The following is a 21,214-nucleotide window of genomic DNA, read 5'->3' on the forward strand; positions in this document are numbered from 1 at the left end:
CGTCTTGGCTGTCTGTTTCCAAGGTTTCTCTGAGCAGGTCTGCGAGTTCCATGAACAGTTCTCGCAACGGCCTGCTCACTTCTCAAACTCGCTCAACTAGACAGTGCCCCCAAGTGAGAATTATACTGTGCTCTGATAGGTTGTTCATTTGCTTGACCTGAACGAAGTGGATATGGCGTCTCGATGTCACCCACAGACCCGACGATGGGAGAAGACGACTTTCACGAGCTACTCAGCTACTTCAGAGCCCCCGGTGAGGTTGTTGTCTTCCACGAGCCAATCAATCCCCGTGGTGCGAACTTTCAGCAGTGTCTCATCGCCGCTCAGCAAGCCGGCTATGATGACGTTGTCGACGAACTCCAGCAGATGCAGGACAGTCACCAGTGCTGGGTTGAATATGCGCTTGAGCAACTAAATGCGGTGCAGCAGGTTGCCACGCGCTTCGACGGGCTCGAAGTGCATTCCTGGCCCGACGATGACCTGGTACGCTCGACGAGCGGCCAACTTCGGTCGAAGCTCAAGGCGATCCAACAGGCTGTCTCACCCGAGTCCTTCTCCGACCGTGCGCCAGATACATTGCCAAAACAATCCGAATTAGCTCGAGACGGCGAGTCAGTCGAGTATCTCATTTAACGACCAGCTACGGTGAATTTCGAGAACTCGTCCTACTGTGTACGGTTTACAACATCAAGCAGGCAGTCAAACAGTGAAATCAAGCTACGTCTGGCGATTCACCACGGCCAATGCGTACAGTAACATACTGATTAATGATACGAACGTTGTAAGTACGCCAAATCCGGGTCCAGTGGCCCCTGATGTCGAAGTTTCTTGTCCTGTCGTCGTCGGTGTATTCGTCGCCGGCAGCGTCTCGACGGTCGGTTGTGATGTCGGAGTTGGCGCAGTCGGTGTCGGGGTTGATGTCGCTGTAGACGTAGGCAACGCCTCAGTTGGTGTTGCTGTGGGCGGAGCTGCTGTTGGAGTCGGTAACGGCGTGGCTGTCGGCGCTTGTGCGCTGTCAGCCTCTACGTTGATGCGAATCGTTCGAGTTGCCTCATCGGTCGTCAAGTCGTCACTCCCATCAATACGAAGCGTGTACGTTCCGCTAGCAATGTCATTGAAATCGAGCAGCCAATAGGCGGTTGAGCGATTGGTGGTTTGCGTTCCCTGGGCTTCGCTTGCGAGAGTGGCATTATTCAATCCCATCGGAAGTCGGTCGGCCTGCGCACGTGTTGGAGTCGTTGAAAGCACTTCTCGTTCAATTGTGATATCGGTCTCTCTGTTGATCAAGTCAACTTGGATGTCTTCTGCCTGTACATAATTCCAGTCAACAACAACCAGCATTGATTCATCCTCTTGAAGTTCCGACGCGTTATCGAGTTCGGTACCGACACTATTGTACAGAGTAACGTCTGTTATTCGTGGTTGACGGACGCGTAGGGTAAGATCATTACCTGAGTATTGCCCAGTAGCCTGATCAGCGGGAATTGAGCTAGAGAGGTCAATGATTTCTCCCTCAGCTTGTCCTGCATTTCCTTCAAGGACCGTCCCCGAGACATCGTTCCCATCTGTATCGCGCCATGTCTCAATATCACGTTCCCCTTGGAACACGCTGTAATAACTCTCGTTGTCGAGAATAATCTCACCAGTGCCTGTAGCACTATTCCACTGGCCTCGAGGTGCCGATGCTTCAAAGTCAACTGTCTGCATTGCTGGTGTTTCAGCAGTGGCCAACTCTTGTGGCTGGGTCTCTTCACCACCGGCTGTTATTGCTAAACTACTGATTGATATGACGACAAGAGCGGCAAGCACAATTGAACAGAACGACCTCTTAGTCATATCTCCATATCTATCTGTGTCTAATATCAAACTATTGAATGCTCAGTTCGTACGTACGCTCACTTGTAGTACATTGTTGACTTCACAGTGTCGCTTGAACAGCGTGTTTGAGAGGGTTCTGTCCGGGTTTCCGAAACAACTCCCGACATGGTTGGAGCGCTCTGCGATACTGTGTGAGCTCGTCCTTGGAGATACCTCGGTGGAGAGAGCCACCGTCGCACCTGTGACGTGTGGCTCTCGCAAGTATTGACGTGTACCCTGTCGTCAGCGTATTCACGGTCGAATTCGTCGTCTTTTTTACGCAGGTCGTACGCTTGAAAGCTGTCGGTATAGACAGTGAGCGACTCCCACTGGCGGGTGGGGTGAATCGTCAGTTGTGTCTTGGTTTCACCGTGTCAGGGATTAGTCAGTGTTGTGGGTAGTGCAGACGATCATACTCTCACGGTCTGTATCGGCGGTATAACACCCCTCCGACGAATGCAAGGAGGGCTATGAGGCCAACAGCAATTGTCGGCGTCGTCAGTGACGGCGACTGTTCGACGGTCACAACAACCGTTGATGTCGAACTCTCGCCAAGACCAAACACGTACTTCCCGGGACGATCAAGCCGCTGAACGGCGGTTACCGACTGTCGTTCGCCAGTATCAAGTCGGACTACGTTACTGATGACTGCGTTTCCATCGCGGGTGATTGGCACTGAAAGCGTCGCCGGCACGGACTGATCATTGCTGATCGACACCATTAGCGCAATTGACTGGCCAGTCTCAATTGTAGTCCGATTGACTGAGAATGCCGTTACACTCGCTGTCGCAGGTTCACGGACGGTGACCGGCACCGTCTCGTCTCCTACAGCAATGGTATACTCACCAGGTTCATCGAACTGCTGTTCGAACGAAACCGTTGCTTGCTCACCAGGCCCGAGTTGTCCTTGTTGACGGTCTTCCACATCGCTGTTGAGTCGGAACACGGCATCGTAGTTGCCAGCCTTCCCGCCGGCATTACTAACCGTTGCGTTGAAAATAAGTGTCTCTCCAGGAACCAGCGTAATCGACTCGCTCTTGCCGAGAGTACGATTCCGGTAGGGTCCTGAAACGCGGTAGGTGTCGGCAGGGGCGAGAACATAGCCAAAGCGGGCGGGCGTCGGGCCAAAGGCAGTGTCGTGGTCAGTCTCGCTCCACATCGTTGGCCGCTCAGTGGTTCTAGTGAACCGGTTGGCGAAGCCGGCAACATCGTCAGTGGTCGACTGACGGAGGAACGCTTCAAACTGTGTGGCGTCGACAGCAGAGCCGTGTGCATTCAACAGCGAGAATGTCGTCTGAAGGCTCGACTCTTGGTTGGTTGCCAGCCGGCTCTGTCGATCAAGCTCAGCTGCAACGAGTGCGCCGACGTAATAGTCGGCGTTGTTCTTCATAGTGGATCGGTCAGTGAGCCGGACTCCGTTGAACAGCCTGCTTGTCCCCAATGCCAATCGGTTACGGAAAGCATCATAGCTAATTCGCTCCTGTTCAAGCGTCATCAGAGCCGCGTAGTACACCGCCGACCCCTCGGTGAACCAGCGTGTGTTTTCGGCTGTCTGGTACCCCTGTCGCGTGTGGACATACTCATGGATCCAAGTGTTGCCTGGGGTCGCCAGGCGCTCATTATCTCGGACCCAAAGGTCAGCTTGCCCAGTCTGGAGCCCCCGAGCACCCCATTTGACCTGCGTAGTCGGCGCAACGATCATAAACACGTCCTCGTCTCGGTCGCCAACTCTGAGCCGATCTGATGCTGTGGATAACGAATCAAAGATAGCCGAGCGGTCCTCTTGCAGCGTGGCTGCATCGGGGACAAGTAGCTCAAACGTCTGTCCGTTAGCTGTGTGGGTGTACGTCTTGTGAGGCCCAAGGAAGGCGATAGCATCGCTTGCCTGTCCATCACCACGGACTGTTGCCGTCTGCTCAAAGCCGACAGTCCCGGTTCGCCACCCCCAGTTGTGTGCGGTACGCGGTCTAGAGACAATCGCCCACTCCCCGGTATCAACATAGACATAGTCGCCGGGGGCAGCGATTGGGTCATTCCGGTCAGTAGTTCGGTTCGCAGGCATTCGGTAGGTCAGCGTTGGGGTCGAGGTAGAACCGTCCCAGACGTAGCTCCCGTCCCGCGCAATGAACCCGTTGCGAGAAATGACCGTCGCCTCTCGTGGGGGTGTGAGACTGAGCTTGGCGACTCCGTCGGGGAGCTGATATGTGTGTTTCGTGTTGAACTCTCCAGGCTTTTCTGGAGTAAGTCGGAGTTCCTGTGTAAGCTGGATATTCCGATCGCCATCAGCCGATGTCTGACCAGCCGCGAGTGTCTGCTCAGTCATCGGATTCTCGCCAACGTCGGCAGCGACCACCATCCCAGTATTCCCAACTACAATCAGACAGAGTGAAACGAGTATAATGAACCTATGTCGCACTGAAGTTGATATATACTGAACTCACTTGGTTGTACCGGCAAACCAAGTCAACAAATATTGTTCAACGGAATTTCTACTCTTCAGATCACTCAGCTTTGCGCGCTATCTTCAGAGAAGTCGTAACCGAAGTCATCTGTTCCTGTTGCTATCTACGCCATGCTCCTATGTCAACGTACAAGCTGAGACAATCAAATATATCAGAAAAGTGCGTAGGATGGCCTGTATCCCTGTATTCAAGTGAATCCAGATATATCGCGGTACTAGAGATTCCGGTGGGTGGAATGAGAAGCCAAGTCAATGTTAGCCTCGTCATAGTTATTATTCTGTCACTACTGGGCGTGGCTGGGACAACAGTACTGTATCAGAATTCCGCGAGCGAACTGCGTGAGGAAAATGAGAACCTCCGGCAACAGAATGCCGAATTACGTCAGGAGCTTCAGAGCAGTGAAGAAACGCTCGAATCAGCTCAAGCACGAACCGATGAGCTTGAACAACGACTCGAAGCACGATCACAGGATGTCGATCAAACTGCAGCAAACCTCAATCAGACAGAAGCGCAGCTAAACAGTACAGAGACGCAACTTGCAGAGACGAGACAAGAACTGCGTGACAACCGAAATCGAATCAGCACCTTAGAGAGACAAGCCACTGAACTTCGAAATGAGCGATCCGAGCTCCGGACCGACATTGAGCAATTGAATGCAACTGTTGACGACTTGGAGGCCGAAAACGAAGAGCTAAAAGCACAACGAGATGAAGTGAGGCAGCAGGTTTCAGAGTTACAACGCAATGTTGATAACTTGAAAGACCAGATCGACAGGCTCGAGAACAATATCGATATGCTCGAGTCTCGTAATCAAGAGCTAGCCGATGAATTAGAGAGATTGTGTAGTCAGCCAAGCAATCAAGACCGTCCAGCCTGTCGAGGATACAATTGAGTGTATCGCCCGAGCAGTTATTTATGAGCCGCTAAACGCGCTGGCCAACTTCTTTTGCATGAACTCTCGTCTGAGTTCACGCTTCCGGTCATCGGTCAGATAGTCCTCAAACACAACTTTCGCGCTGGCACTACCCTGCTCGTCGGCGATATCTTGGACGTGGGCCAGTAGATCCTGTGTCGTCCGTGAGTAGGCGTCGTACCAGAACCGCCGGCCCATGTGTGGCTTTCGGGTGACGCCGTCGATTTCCTCGGGGATGCCGGCCCGATCGGCGAGGTCGTGAAACCAGCCGGCGATTGTCGTGCCATATACGTGGCCCGTTCGCGAACGCTCGGATGGGAACAGATAGCCGTCACTCCGAGCGGTATGGCGTCGGGCAATATCCTCGCCGAAGACGATGGCAACCGTTCCTGGACCGTTCTTTCGTTCGTCGAACTGGATATAGGGCTCGTCGGCATCGAGGTGAAGCTGGTCCTCGTGGAGCGCAGCAACCTCGCCTGCCCGCAATCCCCATCCGGCGAGGGCGACGATGAGCATCCGGTCGCGGCTGGTGACGGCGGCGTCGAACATCGCACGGACGTGTTCAGCGTCAAGGGCAACCGGGTCGGTGTCGGACGAGCGAGTCCACGAGAACCAGTCCTCCGCGCCGTTCGTCGGGTTCACCGTCGCCACACGCCGCTCGACGAGCCACCCGTACCACGTCCGGATTGCATCATGCACACGCGCGATAGTGGACTCAGCGTACTCATTCGACATGTAGGCGAATGTCTCCCGGCAGCGGTCGACAGCGTCGGTCTCCGAGATATCGCTGTCGGCGTCAACGGGCGAAAGGAGGTCGTCGGTGCCGTGGCGTTCTCGGTAGGAGCGTGCGTAGCGAGCGAGGCGATAGCGCATCGTCTCCCGGGTGCTGTCGGTCCAGTCGTTCGCTGCGGATTGCTTTGCGTCTAGGTACTGCTCGAAGGACTCCCGGGTGTCGTCGTGTTCAATGTCCCAGTCGTAGCCACTGGATTCGGTGTTGTACTCCAGCGTCTGGGTCCAGAACTCGCCGAACGTCGTGTCGTGGTACTCTTTCAGCGCGTACGTGAGCCCGCGAAAGCCGTTGTTCGACAGCCACTCGTAGGATGGGCGCTCGCTCCCGCCGTCGTAGCCGTCACTCCGGAGCGCCGGGACAACGACGGCCTCGTAGGCGTCGGCGAGCTGGGACTTGGTCAGTAGTGTCCAGGGCACGTCGTCGGCGGAGTGCCACGGCTTCGTCCGCTCGATCCCAGGGGAAGTGTCGTGCTGTCCCGATTCTGAATCTGAATCAGCCGATTTCGGCATACTAAGGCAAACACACTAGATCCTGATAATTCTGTTTCCACCGCAGACGTGTACCAGACTTAGCGCTCTACGGTCGTTTGGCAGATGTTGCTATAAAGTACATGTCGCTGTATGGAATCTTCATAGATTCTTTTTGACAGAAATCGGCTCTAGAGAGACTCTGACAATCAAAACTAGCGTTTGGGGATTTGGCTTTTCACTCGGCACATGGTGTCTTAGAGTTGTCTGACGATAGTACTAAGTCAAAATAACTTGTTAAACAAGATTAGAGGGTTTAGCTAACTATGTCGAATAAACCATATCGGTTAGCAGTCTCGAACCAAAAAGGCGGCGTCGGAAAAAGCACAGTTGCGCTGAATATCGCCGGCGCACTCGGAGAGCGCGGCCAGAACATGCTGCTGGTGGATCTTGACCCGCAGGGCTACCTAACCAGCGGCGTTGGTCTGGACGACGAATACACGGCCCCATCGCCGAATCTCAACGACGCGCTGAAAGCGCCGGGTGAACACGCTGTCGACGATCTCGTCATCGCTCACGACGAGTTCGATGTGCTGCCGGCGAATATCGACATGTTCTCTCTGGAGCAGGAGCTCGTCAGTGGGATGCGCGGTCGCGAACGCCTATTGATGCTGCTCGAAGATGTGACCGGCTACGATTTCCTTGTCGTTGACTGCCCGCCATCGCTGGGGCTCTTGACCGACAACGCATTACTCGCGTGTGAGAACGTCCTGATTCCCGCCGAGGCAGAGGACACGAGTATCCGCGCCGTCGAGTTGCTGTTCAAGCAAATCGACTCCCTGGAGGACAACTTCGGCGCGTCGATTCAGGAAGAGGCGCTCGTCGTCAGCAACGTCAATTATCCGCTGGACGGCGAGCAAAAAGGGATGTTGGAGTGGTTCGACGACACGTTCAGTGACCGGATTCCAGTGTTCGAGATCCGGAACCGAGCCGTCATCAAGCGGGCATTCAACGCAGACCACAGTATCTTCGGCCACGACGAGGAGTGTGACCAAGCAGATGAACTGCTGCGGATTGCAGACTACTTCATCGAGGAGCAACCATGAAAGACAGAGACGAGGCGAAAGACGAAATGTCCGAGCGGCTCGGTCAGCGGTTCGGCGACGAAGAGACAGACGAGTCTGGTGAATCAGATGAATCAGATAATGCTGCTAAGGAAGTTAAACAAGATAAACAGCCTATGGATGCTAAACCAGATAAGTCCGCTAAAGACTATAAGGAAGTTTGGGGGAGTAAACTGATTCATCTGCCAGACGAGCTTATGGACCCAGTCGATAACGAGTTCGACCGGATGAAATACGAGTGTGACTGGGACGTGAAGAAAGAGCGGCATTACTACCCAGTCGTGGTGGCTCAAGGGATCGAAGCAGTACAAGAAATGTCTGGTTCGGAGTTTACCGTCGCTGTCGAATCGCTCGGATTGCGATAGCTGAGGGGTTCTTTTGATGTGTTACACAGGAAACAGTGGGGTGTGAGAACACATCGATAGCGGGTGTAGAGCTAACCAACATAGCAGCTATTGTTCCGGATTGTGTTGGTTAGTATGTGAGCGGGGAAGAACATGCACATCAAGTACTGTCGGCGCTGGAGCGGATCGACGTCGACGCGCTGGACCAGGGCACTCGTGATGCCCAGGAATAGGCGGTCGCCGCCGTTGACGAGCTGGTCGGTGCGCTCGGTGATGACGTCCAAAACGACTGAGGCGAGGAAATGTACGAACCACACAAAGTGGGAGAGGTTGCGCGCCCGAATGGTGACCTCATATCTATGTCGACCAGTCGCCGTCGATTCCGCGATCTCAGCGAAGAAGCCGATATCACCGCTGATGGCGACCGGCCACCCAAACGCTCTGGCAGCGGTTTGGTACACAACCTACGGGGATGCTGTCCGGCGTGTCGCCGAGCGTTTTACTGACGTGGCCGTGGAGTAGGGCTCCAACGACGAGGGTGTTGTTCTCGATGACTACCGCTCCGACGCCGAGCAACGCCGGCATCGGCGGCAAGGAATGTGTGACGAAAGAAATTGTTCAACTGATGCAGTTCGATCTCAGTCCCTTTTGTAATTTTCCCCACAGGTGCAGCTGACCGGCGTTCAGTAAGGTGGTTACTGCTACTGCATCGGTGTAGCTCCGGCCAAGAATTTACTGTGTTACCATCAACCCCCGGGGGTGACCAGAGAATTGGAGGTCGATTGGAATTTCTTTGTGAAACCGGGCTCAAGAACTATTTATCCCGTCTAATTGGGGCGGGTTTCAGCAGAACCCCTGTGGGATTGAAGCTACCGCGCTGCGACAGTTGAAGACTCGCTTATCGAGTTTCAGCAGAACCCCTGTGGGATTGAAGCCACTCGTCCCAGCAGAGTTCGGTTAGGTCAACCTGGTGTCTCAGCAGAACCCTTGTGGGATTGAAGCGCCCTTGACGTCAGTCCGACCGGCGACGCCGGCCGCGAACTGCTCACCCAAGGCCGCCCGCTCTTCCTTGGCGTCGACGGCGACGGCGCGGCCCACTACTGGGACAGCTACGAGTTCGCCGTCGCGGTCGTTGCGACCGACGGCGACGCCGAGAAAGTCACACTCGCCGACACCCCATTCCAAACACTCGCACAGTGGTGTGAGTACACGAGAAATGAACGTGGCTGGGCCGTCGGCCCGCATGTCGGCGGCTCACTCGTTGACAATCTCGTCCGAGGTGTTGAGGCATGAGCAAGACCGTTCGCTGTACGGTCGCAAACCGCCAGCGTGTGAAACGTGCCGCCCGAGCGCTTCGAGAGACCGTCCCGACCGTGCTGGTCGAAACGACGCCGCCGGTGCGCTCGGAACACGACGCGTGGACGCTCGACGCCGTGCTTCGAGACACCGAGGGCGTCCCGCCGGAAGTGCTGCGGGAGCTGGCACTCGCCGACCTGACACTCCAGCCGACGCCGTCGCAGGCCGGCCACCAGCATCTCGTGGCCACGGCCTAAGCTGGATAGCGATACCTCTATCTTTTTGTTGAGTTGCGTGTACGTTTTGCATGGGTTGCGGTGGTTCTTGAACTCACCCATTAGCTGACCGCGACCTCGCGCCGGGGTCTGGTAGGACAGGCCCCATGATGGCGCGAGTTAGATTGTTTGCTTGTGGTGTCCCAGTTGCACGGCTGACCACGGGATCGACCGGTCACGCTGTTTGTCATAGATTTGCTAGTGCTCGGGGGTGACATCGTCGTCGCCAGCTTCAACCTGCCGACGGCAGCCACAGCCCCAGATGTGATTGTTTGTACAGTCCCAATCGGTGTGGCCGTTGGGACAGACGTACCGCCAGCGCTGGGCTGGTTCTGAGCGGTCGATTTCAACAGCCGGATGGGCATCGGCTACAGACGAGCCATCACCAACGATGCGTGCCGTCGACATACCTGACATTCTACTCGGGGATGTAAAGTGACTTTTCTCCCCCGGAGTGAAAGTGAAACGATCCAGTAGATGCCTTTTCCTTCCGTTATTAGGGGTAAAATCATCTGTGAGTTAATATGCCATAACTCATGACCAAGTGAAAGTGAATTCGCTCGCCTACATATCAGTACTCTCCGACCAGATATGGTCGGCAGCTGGGCGTAATGCCACGATCCGTTCTCTCCTCAACGAAGAGGTGGCCTGCTGCTAGTCACAAGCTGAACTAAGCGAAACCAGCATAACGATACCGCTCGCTGTCGGAGTCACTACGAATTGCTACTGCCTGCCCGTTGACGCTTTATCGGACCACATAGTGATACCCGCGCTTATTCCCGCTCATCCGATTGGTTAATAATCGCCCTCTTAGTTGTTCCAGGAACCCGCTGTACGCTTTGATTAATATCTGCCCAGTCCGAGCGAGCGTAGCCGATGCTCTCGCCCGGTGAGAGGTAATTCATAACACTTCGATACTCGCTATAGCCACGCTGACGGCTATCGACGCCAGGGTCACGAATGTTTAGCAGGTGTCCGAGCTCGTGCATAAATAGGTGCCCTGTTATTTCATCTGAGGATAGCTCGACAAACGCAACTGAACCAACTGTAAGGCCTCCATTTGACATGGCGTTGCCAGGCCTCTGGACAGTGCTGACAATCTGTATATAATAGTACCCAGCATTATCTGGTGACGTGACTGTCTCCCCGCCACTCTTGCACCCATATTGAATTTGATCTCGGATATAGCCAGATGCGTCCTCACACCGAAGATTGTCATCTTGGTAAAGATGTATATTAATCCCAGATGTTCCGTCAGGATTAGTGACTGGTGCCCGTTCGAATTCTTCGTTAATATCCCGAATCACATTACGTGATAGTCTAGATTTGTAATCTACTTCGACGAAAATATCTTTTTGTACTGGATTCGCACCAGGGAACCGGTCCGTCATATCAACCTCAGCACCGTCTGGGAGCCCATCGTCGTCAGTATCACTATCTAATACGTCGGTCGCAAGATCGAGTTCGCGGCCGTCATCTAACCCATCACCATCTGTGTCGTTTGCCCGTGGGTTTGTTCCATGCGTGTTTATTTCCGCATTATCAGATAGTCCGTCGCCATCAGTGTCAACCAGCGTCGGGTCAGTCCTATATTCGTTTATTTCCGCACTATCAGATAATCCGTCACCATCTGTGTCATTTGCCTGTGGGTCAGTACCGTGTGTGTTTATTTCTGTGCCATCAAACAATCCGTCTTCATCAGTGTCAGCCGACATCGGGTCGGTTCCGTGTGTATTTATCTCCGCACTATCAGACAGTCCGTCTTGATCAGTGTCGGCCAACGTCGGGTCGGTTCCATGTGTATTTACCTCTGCACTATCAGACAGTCCGTCTTTATCGGTGTCGGCCAATGTCGGGTCGGTTCCGTGTGTGTTCACCTCAGCGGCATCCAAGAGCCCATCGCCATCGGTGTCTGAGTAATTTAGATCCGTAGACAGCTCTTGTTCGCGTGCATTAGAAAGCCCATCACCGTCGCTATCAACATTCGCAGGGTCTTCTGTTGTTGCTGTCTGTATTGCTGTCCGTTCAGTTTGCGGTGGTGGTGTTTCGGATGCACTCTGCTCTACATTGTCCGCTGGCTCCGTTGCATCCTCTTGCAAAACCCCGGCACAACCGGCAGACATAATGCTCACTAGTAATAAGACGATTCTGACTTTTCGCATATCTGATTAATTAATGTATAAAATAAGAAGATAGTGGTACTAATAACAATTACCGCTACTGACTCGGGAGCTGGCACTGGATAGGCTGATGTTGTAGCCGACGCCGTCGCAGGCGGGCCATCAACACGCCGTGGCGACCGCGTAACGGCCACTAATTTCTTTTCTCCGACCGAGTTCCCGCGTTTCTCGATGGCCATCTCAGGCCCCTCCCGTCGTGCGATCAGCGAGGTCGTCCAGCGCGTTGACGGCCGGGGCCGTCTCAGCGGTCGCACAGACCGTGCCGTTGGCCTCTGCCCAGCGCACCAGCCCGGTGTCGCTCAGTTTCGGGATGTGCGTCTGATACAGTGCTACGTACACGCGCTTGCGCTGTTGGGACTGGAGCTGGTCGCGGCTGGTGTTGACTTCCGCAGCGGCGACGATCTCCGCGAGGTCCGTCAATTCAATTCGCCCGTGTTCGGTTATGGCGCGGAGGCACTGTCGTCGGCGCTCGGACTTCGCCATCTGGAGCAGGTCCTCCAACGGAAGGCCCACTTCCGCCGGTTCGGGTTCGGGGTCGTCGTCGCGTGAGAGCAGGCTTTTCAGCATGCTGCCTCCGTGGCGACGGCGGTTTCCGGGTCGATACTGTTTTCCGGAGCCTCGGCAAATATCGAGGCGCGGTCGTTTGCATCCCCCATAGGTTCTGAGCGACCGCTTGGGTCGGTGGTACCACACCGACCCAGTTCTGCTAACCGGGAATTGACCCAAAGGCAGTCGTATGCCCTAGATGACATTAGCAATGCTAAAATAACTCCCCATCTAATAATTATATGAAGATTGCTAAGATAGTTCAGCATTACTAATAAGAGTTTAGACAATTTTTTCCACCCGGTCTTTGACGGTTTGCTGTAATGGCCGACAGAGACGATATAACCAATCAAAAAACTGATATCACCATGCTTGAGGAGCTTGCTGAGAGAGGGAATCTGAACCCGATACATATCTCTGAGGCGATAAATCGACATCGAAATTATGTGACAAAGAGGGTCGGCTTTCTTGTCGACGCTGGGTACGTCGAAAACCTTGACCACGGGCTCTACACGATTACCGATAGGGGCCGCGAGTACATCGAATCTGAAGACTGATGTATTACGGAATGTCTGGAGCCTGATAGAATGAAACACGTAGAAAAAGCGATACTGCAATTCTTGAGCGAACACGGCATTTGGATAACTCCAAACAATATCGCAAAAAATACCGGCTACGGTAGATCCTATGTCAAGCAAGAATACCGCGATCTTCTGGACGATGGCTATATCGAATCTGCAAATCAGCCAGGTGATCCATTCTACCGCATCACCGACGCGGGCCGCGAGTACCTGAAGACGGAGAGCTAACCCCCGAAGCGTTTTTTCACACGAGCGACTACAGGAACGCATGTCTCGCGTCGAGGTCGACGACGGCGACGACGAGCGGGCAGAGATCCGACTCGTCCAGAATCCGGATGGAGACTGGACGGCTCGACATCTCCAGGTCGAGATCGTCTGGGTGCAGCCACTCGTCGGCAGGCGGCTCCTCGAATTTGTCGGTCATAGTCACGAGTAGGACCGCTACTGTGATAATTTCCCTCTACAGATACCGCAGAACAACGGGCTACGGACTGTAGAATCCTTCGCGACCGCTGCAGTATCACGGCCGATGGTCGAATGCTCAACTCAATCGCGTTTTCTGCTTGAAAGCAACGCTTTTCCCGCCCCACGCAGCACCACGTGGTAATGAGTCGGAGCGGAGCAGAAGATGATGCACTCACGTCCGCCCGCCGGATGTATGACCGGCAGCTGAAAGAACTCGACCAGATCGACGACAGCGCGCTCCGGGTGCTCAGAACAGATATTATTATTCTTGGATTTGTCGCCGCAGCACTTACCGCGGGCGGTCCAGATGCTGTGTCTGACCTTCGATTAGTGACGGTCGTCTTGGGATATTTCGGCTGTGGCGGACTCGTGATTTCCGCATTCGTTGCTGTTGGGACGTTCGTAGTTACAGAGTATCCAAACGAGGTCCGGACCGAGGAATTACGCGCCGTACCGTTTCTGGAAGACAGCGAGTTCAAGAACTCAGCTGTACATTCACTCCGAACAGCTATCCTTGACGTGCGACTAGAGGTGATCCAGAACGGCAGACAACTCACCTTCTCTCTGGTGACCTTTTTGCTGGGGACAGTCTTCCTTGTCGCTGCGACCCTGATGGCCATCCTTATCAACTCATACGGCTTTTTACAGCCTATCGCACTGTTCGCGGTTGCCGCTCTTGTAATCGCCCTCGGAGGGTCCGCTGGAGTTTTGGGTAAGTTCTTTAACTGGTGAGATGGTACTATCTGGTAATGACCGATTCCCCACAAGAATCTGTAAACCGGACATACCACTCTTCGAAGGGGTGGCGCAGATTCTTCTCCTTCTTCGGAATCCGTTCCGCACAGATGCAGCGCGACCGGTCGGACGACAACTGATTCTATAGTTTTCCTACCGCGACGAGCCGCGAATAGTTGAAATCGAGCGACTAAGATTGGTCGTCGCTGAGCCTCTCGTGGACTTCTTCCATCGGTACGGTATCCTCCTCTTCGAGCCGACGGTCGGCCTCGGCCGCTACATCCTCGGCAAGCTCCGGTGCATAAACCGCAGTCCACCCTTTTGCGTGCGCCCCGAACTTCTTGCCCGCGACTAGACCGTCGTCTTCCATTTCGCCCAGCCGCCGTCGGACGGTCTCGCTGCTGACGTTGATGTCGAAGCGCTCGGCGAGTGCGTCGGTAATCTCGCCCGCCGTCAGCATCGGTTCCTCGCGTGTGCATTCGTAGTCGAATGCTTTCAGTAGGTCTTGCTCGGTCAGCTTCGACCCAAACGTCCCATCGTCGTCGTGAACTCGGTCGGCCATACCACTCTATACCCGACCATTTCGGATAAGTGTTTTGCACGAACCATATGATACATACCAATAGGTTATTTGCTTGTGTCACGTGGCATATGGTAAGGAAAGCCGGTCCCTCGGGGCACTTGCGGTGTAGAAGTGCCCGCGTGCTGGTCTCACGCGGGCCGGGTTTCCGTGGAGCGAAAACCCATGAGCAAATCTACGACGCCGACTAGTAAACCTGTCGGCACGACTGACGCGCATCCACAGGAACGCACTGCCCGCGAACTGCTCACCCAAGACTCGCTCTTCCTGGGCGTCGACGGTGAAGGCGCAGCCCACTACTGGGACAGTTATAAGTTTGCCGTGGCTGTCGTTGCGGCCGACGCCCTTGCAGGCCGGGCATCAACACATCGTGGTGACTGCGTAGGCCGACCAGCCTGCGTTCCCCAACTCACGTTTTTGCTCACCAGTCATAGCAGATCACCGTCCAGACGTCGTTGATTGGCTCACGGCGGTTGTCAACGGTCCCAACGACCGAATAGTCGCGTTTCTCGATAGCCATCTCAGGCCCTTCCCCGACTCGCGGTTGGGTGTCAGTGACTTGCTGGCCGATGGTGTCTTGTGAGCAGGCCTCTAAATTTGATATGCGGTACCGCTGTGACAATGGGTTATCGGGGGGATGGCCCCGGTAGCCCGACTTTAGTAGCCTATTACTCCCTGGTAAGTCGCGCATATTCAGGGATGTATCATCAGAAGTACTTTGATAAGCAGGGCCTTAATGACGGAGAAATCAAGGAAGCAGACGCTGACGACCGCGCCTACTACATTATCAACGACAAGGGCAGAGAGTTCCTCCGAAACAAGAACTGAGTTTTTTCTTGCGAGCAAAACATATGTGACTTTGGGTACATACAGTTAGATAGGAACAGACGCTCCGCTGAGCGAGTTCGTGTCTTCGAGAACGCGAGTTGCCCACGCTGTCTCCAGCAGCCTAGGTGCTTCGGTTCCAGAATGACCCATGAGTAAGTCTGCATCGCTGACTAGTAAAAATGTCGGGACGATTGTACATGATCGAACTGAGACGCCCCGCACCGTCGTTGCGGATGTTGTCATCCAGCACCTCGATCTCACCGACTGGGCGGTCTTCCGCAAGGTCGCCGAGTGCTCCGAAGCGACGATCCCCGAAGTGCGGGAATGAGCAAGTTAGTCCGCTGCGTGGTTGAGAACCGCCAACGTGTGAAACGTGCTGCTCGTGCACTCCGCGCGACCGTCCCGACCGTGCTGGTCGAGACGACGCCACCGGTGCGTTCGGAACATGACGCCCGGACGCTTGACGCGGTGCTTCGAGACACCGAGAGCGTTCCGCCGGCAGTGCTTCGGGAACTGGCACTCGCCGACCTGACGCTCCGGTCGACATCGTCACAGGCCGGGCATCAGCACCTCGTGGCGACGGGCTGAGTTGGGTAGCGATACCTCTATCTTTTTGTCGACTTGCGTGTGTGCCTTGCATGGGTTGCGATGGTTTCCGAGACTGCTCCTGACAGCTCGCGACCCCGCGCCGGGTTGTTTGCTTGTGGTGTCCCAGCTGCACGGCTGACCATGGGATCGACCGGTCACGCTGTTTGTCGTAGATTTGCCAGTGCTCGGGGGTGACATCGTCGTCGCCAGCTTCAACCTGCCGACGGCAGCCACGGCCCCAGATGTGATTGTTTGTACAGTCCCAATCGGTGTGGCCGTTGGGACAGACGTACCGCCAGCGCTGGGCTGGTTCTGAGCAGTCGATTTCATCAGCTGGATGGGCATCGGCTACAGACGAGCCATCACCAACGACGCGTACCGCCGGCATACCCGACATTCTACTCGAGGGGAGCGTGTCATACAATAGTTCTCAACAGGAATGCTTCGCTCATTTTTCTCCGAATAGAATCTGAAATCCCGTATCTCTCTGAATCAGGCGTGAAACGAAGTAGCCAAAATTACCGCGTAGAGGGTATGAGACGTATTCTATGACACGCTGCTCGGGGGTGTAAAGTGACTGTTCTCCCCCGAAGTGAAAGTGAAACGCTCCAGTAGATGCCCTTTCGTTCCGTTATTAGGGGTAACATCGTCTGTAAGTATATATAGCATAACTCATAACCAAGTGAAAGTGAACATGCCGTCCTACATATCAGCACTACCCAACCAGATGCGGTCGACGGCTGGTCGTAATGCCACGGTCCGCTCTTTCTTCGAAGAGACGGCCTGTTGCTATTCACAATTTGAACTAAGCGAAACCAGCATAACGATACCGCTCGCTGTCGGAGTCACTATGAATTGCTACTGCTTGCCCGTGGATAATTCATCAGACGACATAGTGATACCCTTGTTTACTCCTGCTTATCCGATTGGTCAATAATCGCCCTCTTAGTTGTTCTAGGAACCCGCTGTACGCTTTGATTAATATCTGTCCAGTCCGAGCGAGCGTAGCCGAGACTGTCGCCCGATGAAGAGGTAATTCATGGCACTTCGGTACTCGCTATAACCACGCTGACGGCTGTCAACGCCAGGGTCACGAATGTTTAGCAGGTGTCCGAATTCGTGCATAATATGTACCCTGTTATTTCATTTGAGGATAGTTCGACATACGCAACTGAATCAACTGCAAGGCCTCCTTTTGACATAGCGTTGTCAAGATTCTCAACAGTGCTGACAATCTGTATATAACTCATTGCCATCGGTATCTGAATCATTCGGATCTGTAGACAATTCCTGTTCGTGTGCATTAGAAAGTCCGTCATCGTCGTTATCAACATTAGCAAAGTCTGCTGTTGTCGCTGTCTGCATTGCTGTCCGTTCCGTTTGTGGTGGTTGCGTCTCGTATGCACTCTGTTCTTCATTGTCTGCTGGCTCTGTTGCATCCTCTTACAAACCCCAGTACAACCGGCAAACACAACGGCCACTAGTAATAAATAAACCCTAAGTTTAGGATTTCGGATTAGTTGGTGTATGAATAAGATAACACTGGTATTAATAGCAATTACTGCTACTGGCTCAGGACCTCGCACTGACTGAACTATTGCTCCAGCCGACACCCTAGCAGGCTGGTCATCAGCACTTGGTTGCGACCGCGTAACAGCCATTAACTTTTTTAGCAGATGAGACGGTAGTTCTTATTGATGACTGATTCTCTGGAAGAATCTGTAAACCAAACATACCACTCTTTGAAAGAGTGGCGTAGATCCTTCTCGCTGTTCGGAATCAACTCTGCCCGAATGCAGCGCGAACGGTCAACAGTCATTCACGAATAGCACACATGCCCACAATATTTGCTATGAAGGAGACAGACGATTCGATTCTTGATATCCTCTCTCAGACTGCTATCCCGGTCCAAAGAGGGACTATTCTGTGGTACATCAACGCCAATGAAGAGTTCCCAGATACCGCCAGAACCACGTTTTACAGGCGGACTGGCCGTCTTGTATACGCAGACTTAGTTACCGAGATAGACGAGCGATTTTTTGAGCTCGCTGATTACGGTGAACGCTATCTTAGTGACGAGCTCTCGGCCGCAGAGGAAATGGAAATTTCTAAGCGGATGGGTGAAGGACCGCCTAACGTCGACTCCTAATCGTCCATCACGCACGCGTCCCGTGCCTACATCGATTACGAGGGATTAAGTCCCGATGCGTTTTCTCACACGAGCGACTACAGGAACGCATGTCTCGCGTCGAGGTTGACGACGGTGACGACGGGTGTCCAGAATCAAGACGGGGACTGGACGGCTCGGCATCTCCAAGTGGACATATCCGCTGAGGGTGGGACGCGAGGTTTCGCCGTGGAGAACCTGATGGCCGTGGTTGCCGCTGTCACCGGCGACGACGAGCCAACGGATGCGGAACTCAACGAATTCAGCGCTGACTCCGATGTAGTCGGACACAGGGCGACGAACTACCAGATATCCTCCAGTAGTCTGGATGTCGCCAGATTTTGTAGTTTCTTCCCCACTCAAGCCACGAATAGGCTCTTTAACTCCTGAAATCAACCATCTACTACATGACCGACGAATTCCCGAATCACACACAGAAGGCTCGGATCGAGTCCGGGTGTTCTTCACCAAGTTCGGGCTTCGCTCTTTGGGATTCGCTCTGCTCGGATGCGATGTGAGTGTTCGGAGGACTAACGAATAGCCGATACTACGTCGGCTTTGAGAGACTGCTACCTGTCTAAGGATGGGTTGAGTTGCGGTTGCTCTTGAATTCATCTGCACGGAGCTACCACCTCAGTTGAAACTGAGACCTTGCTCGATGGACAGACGACTCGGATAAACCGTGATGGGTAAAAAATAGAAGGTCTGTATCAGGCGGCTGAATTCGATGAAGAATGACGTGTAACCGTGATTAATCTACTTGACCCATTAGCGAGTGATTATCTTGAGACTTGTCCAGTTGGAGGCTACAGTCGTTCAGTCCGTGGCGGATACTTTCGTCGACGCGAGACACCCAGCGATATCTCGTGGCAGATCGCAATCGACAAGATATCAGATATACGCTGAAGCACATCGAGGATGTCCGTCTCGGGCAGGTTGTCGCCCTCGTCGAGGACCACGACGGTTGGCTCGGTCACCGCTCCTGAAGTGTCGCGATGAGGTCCTCCTGAGGCGTGACGGGTCGGGATCCAGGAGGTCACGGAGAATTAAGCGAACAATCCTAACCGTTGACGCACCCAGACGGTGGACGTGTACTGACGGTGTCGGCTGCTGTCGATTTAACCGGCCCGAGAACAGCTCGGTCAGCACGATTTTCCGACGCCTTGTGGGCCGTGTAAGAGTACATCTTCGCATTGAGAACCGGGGCGAGGACATCGGTCATCTCGGTCTCCCGATGATAGACGTCAGGCACCCAGTCATTTTTAAAACCGGCTGGTCAGTTATCATGCTAGCTGAATTTTACGAGATAGTGGTATACTGGGGCTTATACTTCCGGGGCGACTCTTGGGGATCAGTAGGAAGATGCAGTGGTTGCGGACATCGACGAACTCTTTGAAGATGAGTGAAACTGATACGATTAAGAAACCACCGGTTATCAGAATCGTTATGAGTTGCGATATGGGGAAATCAACGGGGATGCTCCGCTCCCGATGCACTGTAACAACCTCGACATGCAGAGCCACTGTATCGGTAAATCGTTCGGTCCATACAACAGTTATCAGAGCCTTTCCTTCCTCAAGGCGATGTACAACCAGTTCGATGATAGTGACAGCACCGGTCAGTACCGGGTGTGAGTTGAGCCGGTCATAGTCCTGAGTCGCCGCTGTTTTTCTTATTACTCACTCTCCAGTTGTGGTGTTGTATCGGCTGATAGAGTCTCGCCAGTTGTAGCTCCCGGTTACCTACTAGAATCTGTACTATTCCACGGATAAAAGACTCACTGATTGATAAACCACCGCCAGCCGCGTTGTGACCCTCTCATAGACGTATTTTTCCAGAACAGCCTAGAATCGTCCATCACAATCATGGGAAAATGCTGGTATTTGGTGTCTCCAGTTTCATGAGGGTCCCCCACTGCTAAACTGGCACTCAGAATTGTATCTTAAGTCCACTCACTCTCTACTTTAAGTCTTTTGGGCCTATTTCTTATCCCACCTTGGGTGAAACTAGCAGCTCCAGTATCGATTACAGCCTTAAAACTGCTTATATGGCCTATAGCTATTTTTGCCTCATCTCCACCAAAGTTTACTCGAGGTAGCGTCCAAAGAGAAAGGGGGTAAACAGAGGTGAAGCTATATCCGACCACAGACGGACTTCAGACGAGCGCTAAGGGGCGACCCAAAGCGGGAGGAACTATCAGAATGCTGGAAATACTCGACCAGTGGACTCCCAGTGAGGAGACACAGCAGTGGGCTGCCGGCACTGGCGAGACGAGTGGGGGCAGTCGGTCTGGGCGAACCCAAAGTGAGAGCGCGATCTCGACGAGTGGGTGGGCTGCCATCGCGATGGCAGTGTGGAAGGGTTATGGAACAGTGGAGCGAAGTTATCTTGCAAACGGGGTGGTGGGTCCAGAGAGCAACTGGGGACATAGTGGGAGAGAGTGGAGGCCTCATGAAGAGAGAGAGACAGTCCCAGCAGATACACAACACAGGCGATTATCCGGGTCAGCAGGGTAAGTCATCCCCGTCAAGACGACCATCCACAACACTCGAAACACCAGGTGGTCTTTCAGCGGAAACGGTGGGGTGTCTGCGCTCGGCAAGACCGCTGGCAACGCGACCGCGACAGCCGTGACCGAGACGGTTCAGTCCTTGAGAGCCCGCAGGTGCTCAACCGACTGTTCCAGTAGTCGATTGTTATTTTGCTAGGTGTCAGAATAAATTATCAAGAGGTCCCAAAGGTGTATTGCAAATACCACAGTACAGAATCTAGACGCTCTAGCCACCCTCAATGTGTCTGCCCTAGCCAGTACTTGGAACTATTCAACCAATTCATATGTAGGTAACAATTCTTGTCGTGCTTACTCGATGAGGCGAGTTCCCTCAGCCTCGAGCAGGGTTAGAGAATAGTGATGCCAAGGCTATATGCCCAGGACTGTGAACCGATCGCAACGATGATCAGCGCACCCCCGGCCAATGCAATATTCTTCAGAAACTGCGTCATCTCAGTTTGTTGC

Annotated in this window: 22 protein-coding genes and 2 pseudogenes; 13 read left to right on the forward strand and 11 right to left on the reverse strand. The window is 53.8% G+C overall.

Features of this window, described 5'->3' with window-relative positions:
- The first annotated feature begins 183 nt into the window (after positions 1-183).
- Positions 184-633 (forward strand): hypothetical protein, encoded by a 450-nt coding sequence (locus C444_RS07900; RefSeq protein ID WP_049909284.1) that lies wholly within the window; start codon positions 184-186, stop codon positions 631-633.
- A gap of 84 nt (positions 634-717) precedes the next feature.
- Here C444_RS07900 and C444_RS22550 read toward each other — a convergent pair whose 3' ends face one another.
- The 3 genes and pseudogenes from C444_RS22550 to C444_RS07910 form a co-directional block, all read right to left on the reverse strand.
- Entirely contained in the window at positions 718-1,836 is a 1,119-nt protein-coding gene (locus C444_RS22550; RefSeq protein WP_188979812.1) for a hypothetical protein, read from the reverse strand.
- Between the two features lie 82 nt (positions 1,837-1,918).
- Positions 1,919-2,192, reverse strand: a pseudogene (locus tag C444_RS21090) (IS1595 family transposase); the annotation flags it as partial.
- A gap of 83 nt (positions 2,193-2,275) precedes the next feature.
- On the reverse strand, positions 2,276-4,180 hold the full coding sequence (locus C444_RS07910) for a CARDB domain-containing protein (RefSeq protein WP_152420788.1): 1,905 nt from the start codon (positions 4,178-4,180) through the stop codon (positions 2,276-2,278).
- Between the two features lie 374 nt (positions 4,181-4,554).
- On the opposite strand from C444_RS07910, the gene C444_RS07915 reads away from it, so the two are divergent.
- On the forward strand, positions 4,555-5,211 hold the full coding sequence (locus tag C444_RS07915) for a hypothetical protein (RefSeq protein WP_004592162.1): 657 nt from the start codon (positions 4,555-4,557) through the stop codon (positions 5,209-5,211).
- A gap of 21 nt (positions 5,212-5,232) precedes the next feature.
- On the opposite strand, the gene C444_RS07920 is transcribed toward C444_RS07915, so the two are convergent.
- On the reverse strand, positions 5,233-6,531 hold the full coding sequence (locus tag C444_RS07920; RefSeq protein WP_004592163.1) for a tyrosine-type recombinase/integrase: 1,299 nt from the start codon (positions 6,529-6,531) through the stop codon (positions 5,233-5,235).
- A gap of 284 nt (positions 6,532-6,815) precedes the next feature.
- On the opposite strand from C444_RS07920, the gene C444_RS07925 reads away from it, so the two are divergent.
- The 4 genes from C444_RS07925 to C444_RS07945 all read left to right on the forward strand — a co-directional run bounded on the left by C444_RS07925 (position 6,816) and on the right by C444_RS07945 (position 9,510).
- Positions 6,816-7,595 carry a ParA family protein gene (locus C444_RS07925; RefSeq protein ID WP_004592164.1) on the forward strand — a complete coding sequence of 260 codons (780 nt, stop codon included), beginning with the start codon at positions 6,816-6,818 and terminating at the stop codon, positions 7,593-7,595.
- Entirely contained in the window at positions 7,592-7,978 is a 387-nt protein-coding gene (locus tag C444_RS07930; protein WP_004592165.1) for a hypothetical protein, read from the forward strand. Before C444_RS07925 ends, C444_RS07930 begins: the two co-directional genes overlap by 4 nt.
- Before the next feature lie 1,020 nt (positions 7,979-8,998).
- Positions 8,999-9,250, forward strand: a complete 252-nt coding sequence (locus C444_RS22685) for a hypothetical protein (RefSeq protein ID WP_080509686.1) — start codon at positions 8,999-9,001, stop codon at positions 9,248-9,250.
- Entirely contained in the window at positions 9,247-9,510 is a 264-nt protein-coding gene (locus C444_RS07945) for a hypothetical protein (protein WP_004592168.1), read from the forward strand. Before C444_RS22685 ends, C444_RS07945 begins: the two co-directional genes overlap by 4 nt.
- A gap of 216 nt (positions 9,511-9,726) precedes the next feature.
- On the opposite strand, the gene C444_RS07950 is transcribed toward C444_RS07945, so the two are convergent.
- The 3 genes from C444_RS07950 to C444_RS07960 all read right to left on the reverse strand — a co-directional run bounded on the left by C444_RS07950 (position 9,727) and on the right by C444_RS07960 (position 12,275).
- Positions 9,727-9,936: a hypothetical protein gene (locus C444_RS07950; RefSeq protein WP_004592169.1), complete on the reverse strand. Its 210-nt coding sequence runs from the start codon at positions 9,934-9,936 to the stop codon at positions 9,727-9,729.
- A gap of 365 nt (positions 9,937-10,301) precedes the next feature.
- Positions 10,302-11,690: a binary toxin-like calcium binding domain-containing protein gene (locus tag C444_RS22690; RefSeq protein WP_049909289.1), complete on the reverse strand. Its 1,389-nt coding sequence runs from the start codon at positions 11,688-11,690 to the stop codon at positions 10,302-10,304.
- Between the two features lie 198 nt (positions 11,691-11,888).
- On the reverse strand, positions 11,889-12,275 hold the full coding sequence (locus C444_RS07960) for a DUF7344 domain-containing protein (protein ID WP_004592170.1): 387 nt from the start codon (positions 12,273-12,275) through the stop codon (positions 11,889-11,891).
- Positions 12,276-12,577: 302 nt separating this feature from the next.
- Here C444_RS07960 and C444_RS07965 point away from each other — a divergent pair, with 302 nt between their 5' ends.
- Positions 12,578-12,811 carry a helix-turn-helix domain-containing protein gene (locus C444_RS07965; protein WP_004592171.1) on the forward strand — a complete coding sequence of 78 codons (234 nt, stop codon included), beginning with the start codon at positions 12,578-12,580 and terminating at the stop codon, positions 12,809-12,811.
- A gap of 30 nt (positions 12,812-12,841) precedes the next feature.
- Positions 12,842-13,063 carry a helix-turn-helix domain-containing protein gene (locus C444_RS07970; RefSeq protein WP_004592172.1) on the forward strand — a complete coding sequence of 74 codons (222 nt, stop codon included), beginning with the start codon at positions 12,842-12,844 and terminating at the stop codon, positions 13,061-13,063.
- Between the two features lie 28 nt (positions 13,064-13,091).
- Here C444_RS07970 and C444_RS22010 read toward each other — a convergent pair whose 3' ends face one another.
- Positions 13,092-13,259, reverse strand: coding sequence for a hypothetical protein (locus C444_RS22010; protein WP_161607598.1), 168 nt, complete (start codon positions 13,257-13,259; stop codon positions 13,092-13,094).
- Between the two features lie 182 nt (positions 13,260-13,441).
- On the opposite strand from C444_RS22010, the gene C444_RS07975 reads away from it, so the two are divergent.
- Positions 13,442-14,032 carry a hypothetical protein gene (locus C444_RS07975; protein ID WP_049909291.1) on the forward strand — a complete coding sequence of 197 codons (591 nt, stop codon included), beginning with the start codon at positions 13,442-13,444 and terminating at the stop codon, positions 14,030-14,032.
- Between the two features lie 193 nt (positions 14,033-14,225).
- On the opposite strand, the gene C444_RS07980 is transcribed toward C444_RS07975, so the two are convergent.
- Positions 14,226-14,597: a winged-helix domain-containing protein gene (locus C444_RS07980; protein ID WP_004592174.1), complete on the reverse strand. Its 372-nt coding sequence runs from the start codon at positions 14,595-14,597 to the stop codon at positions 14,226-14,228.
- Between the two features lie 994 nt (positions 14,598-15,591).
- Between C444_RS07980 and C444_RS07985 the strand changes: the two genes are divergently transcribed.
- The 4 genes from C444_RS07985 to C444_RS08005 all read left to right on the forward strand — a co-directional run bounded on the left by C444_RS07985 (position 15,592) and on the right by C444_RS08005 (position 18,588).
- A complete protein-coding gene (locus C444_RS07985; protein ID WP_049909293.1) occupies positions 15,592-15,771 on the forward strand; it encodes a hypothetical protein in 180 nt (59 codons plus the stop codon).
- Entirely contained in the window at positions 15,768-16,031 is a 264-nt protein-coding gene (locus tag C444_RS07990) for a hypothetical protein (RefSeq protein WP_004592175.1), read from the forward strand. The genes C444_RS07985 and C444_RS07990 overlap by 4 nt, the downstream gene beginning before the upstream one ends.
- A gap of 1,852 nt (positions 16,032-17,883) precedes the next feature.
- Positions 17,884-18,180 (forward strand): hypothetical protein, encoded by a 297-nt coding sequence (locus C444_RS08000; protein ID WP_049909295.1) that lies wholly within the window; start codon positions 17,884-17,886, stop codon positions 18,178-18,180.
- Between the two features lie 114 nt (positions 18,181-18,294).
- Complete coding sequence (locus C444_RS08005; protein ID WP_049909297.1) at positions 18,295-18,588, forward strand: type II toxin-antitoxin system HicB family antitoxin; 294 nt, start codon at positions 18,295-18,297, stop codon at positions 18,586-18,588.
- A gap of 416 nt (positions 18,589-19,004) precedes the next feature.
- Here the strand turns inward: C444_RS08005 and C444_RS22015 are convergent, their stop codons facing one another.
- Both C444_RS22015 and C444_RS22695 read right to left on the reverse strand, forming a co-directional pair.
- Positions 19,005-19,175 (reverse strand): hypothetical protein, encoded by a 171-nt coding sequence (locus C444_RS22015; RefSeq protein ID WP_004592179.1) that lies wholly within the window; start codon positions 19,173-19,175, stop codon positions 19,005-19,007.
- A gap of 1,921 nt (positions 19,176-21,096) precedes the next feature.
- Positions 21,097-21,214 (reverse strand): annotated as a pseudogene (locus tag C444_RS22695) (quinol oxidase); the annotation flags it as partial.

The organism is Haloarcula japonica DSM 6131, from assembly GCF_000336635.1.
Taxonomy (GTDB): Archaea; Halobacteriota; Halobacteria; order Halobacteriales; family Haloarculaceae; genus Haloarcula; species Haloarcula japonica.

Excerpts from the sequence above, each read along its gene's own strand:
- C444_RS07900 (WP_049909284.1), top strand. The coding sequence starts at position 184 with ATGTCACCCACAGACCCGACGATGGGAGAAGACGACTTTCACGAGCTA.
- C444_RS22550 (WP_188979812.1), bottom strand. The coding sequence starts at position 1,836 with ATGACTAAGAGGTCGTTCTGTTCAATTGTGCTTGCCGCTCTTGTCGTC.
- C444_RS07910 (WP_152420788.1), bottom strand. The coding sequence starts at position 4,180 with ATGACTGAGCAGACACTCGCGGCTGGTCAGACATCGGCTGATGGCGAT.
- C444_RS07915 (WP_004592162.1), top strand. The coding sequence starts at position 4,555 with ATGAGAAGCCAAGTCAATGTTAGCCTCGTCATAGTTATTATTCTGTCA.
- C444_RS07920 (WP_004592163.1), bottom strand. The coding sequence starts at position 6,531 with ATGCCGAAATCGGCTGATTCAGATTCAGAATCGGGACAGCACGACACT.
- C444_RS07925 (WP_004592164.1), top strand. The coding sequence starts at position 6,816 with ATGTCGAATAAACCATATCGGTTAGCAGTCTCGAACCAAAAAGGCGGC.
- C444_RS07930 (WP_004592165.1), top strand. The coding sequence starts at position 7,592 with ATGAAAGACAGAGACGAGGCGAAAGACGAAATGTCCGAGCGGCTCGGT.
- C444_RS07945 (WP_004592168.1), top strand. The coding sequence starts at position 9,247 with ATGAGCAAGACCGTTCGCTGTACGGTCGCAAACCGCCAGCGTGTGAAA.
- C444_RS07950 (WP_004592169.1), bottom strand. The coding sequence starts at position 9,936 with ATGTCGACGGCACGCATCGTTGGTGATGGCTCGTCTGTAGCCGATGCC.
- C444_RS22690 (WP_049909289.1), bottom strand. The coding sequence starts at position 11,690 with ATGCGAAAAGTCAGAATCGTCTTATTACTAGTGAGCATTATGTCTGCC.
- C444_RS07960 (WP_004592170.1), bottom strand. The coding sequence starts at position 12,275 with ATGCTGAAAAGCCTGCTCTCACGCGACGACGACCCCGAACCCGAACCG.
- C444_RS07965 (WP_004592171.1), top strand. The coding sequence starts at position 12,578 with ATGGCCGACAGAGACGATATAACCAATCAAAAAACTGATATCACCATG.
- C444_RS07970 (WP_004592172.1), top strand. The coding sequence starts at position 12,842 with ATGAAACACGTAGAAAAAGCGATACTGCAATTCTTGAGCGAACACGGC.
- C444_RS22010 (WP_161607598.1), bottom strand. The coding sequence starts at position 13,259 with ATGACCGACAAATTCGAGGAGCCGCCTGCCGACGAGTGGCTGCACCCA.
- C444_RS07975 (WP_049909291.1), top strand. The coding sequence starts at position 13,442 with ATGAGTCGGAGCGGAGCAGAAGATGATGCACTCACGTCCGCCCGCCGG.
- C444_RS07980 (WP_004592174.1), bottom strand. The coding sequence starts at position 14,597 with ATGGCCGACCGAGTTCACGACGACGATGGGACGTTTGGGTCGAAGCTG.
- C444_RS07985 (WP_049909293.1), top strand. The coding sequence starts at position 15,592 with ATGAGTAAGTCTGCATCGCTGACTAGTAAAAATGTCGGGACGATTGTA.
- C444_RS07990 (WP_004592175.1), top strand. The coding sequence starts at position 15,768 with ATGAGCAAGTTAGTCCGCTGCGTGGTTGAGAACCGCCAACGTGTGAAA.
- C444_RS08000 (WP_049909295.1), top strand. The coding sequence starts at position 17,884 with ATGAAGGAGACAGACGATTCGATTCTTGATATCCTCTCTCAGACTGCT.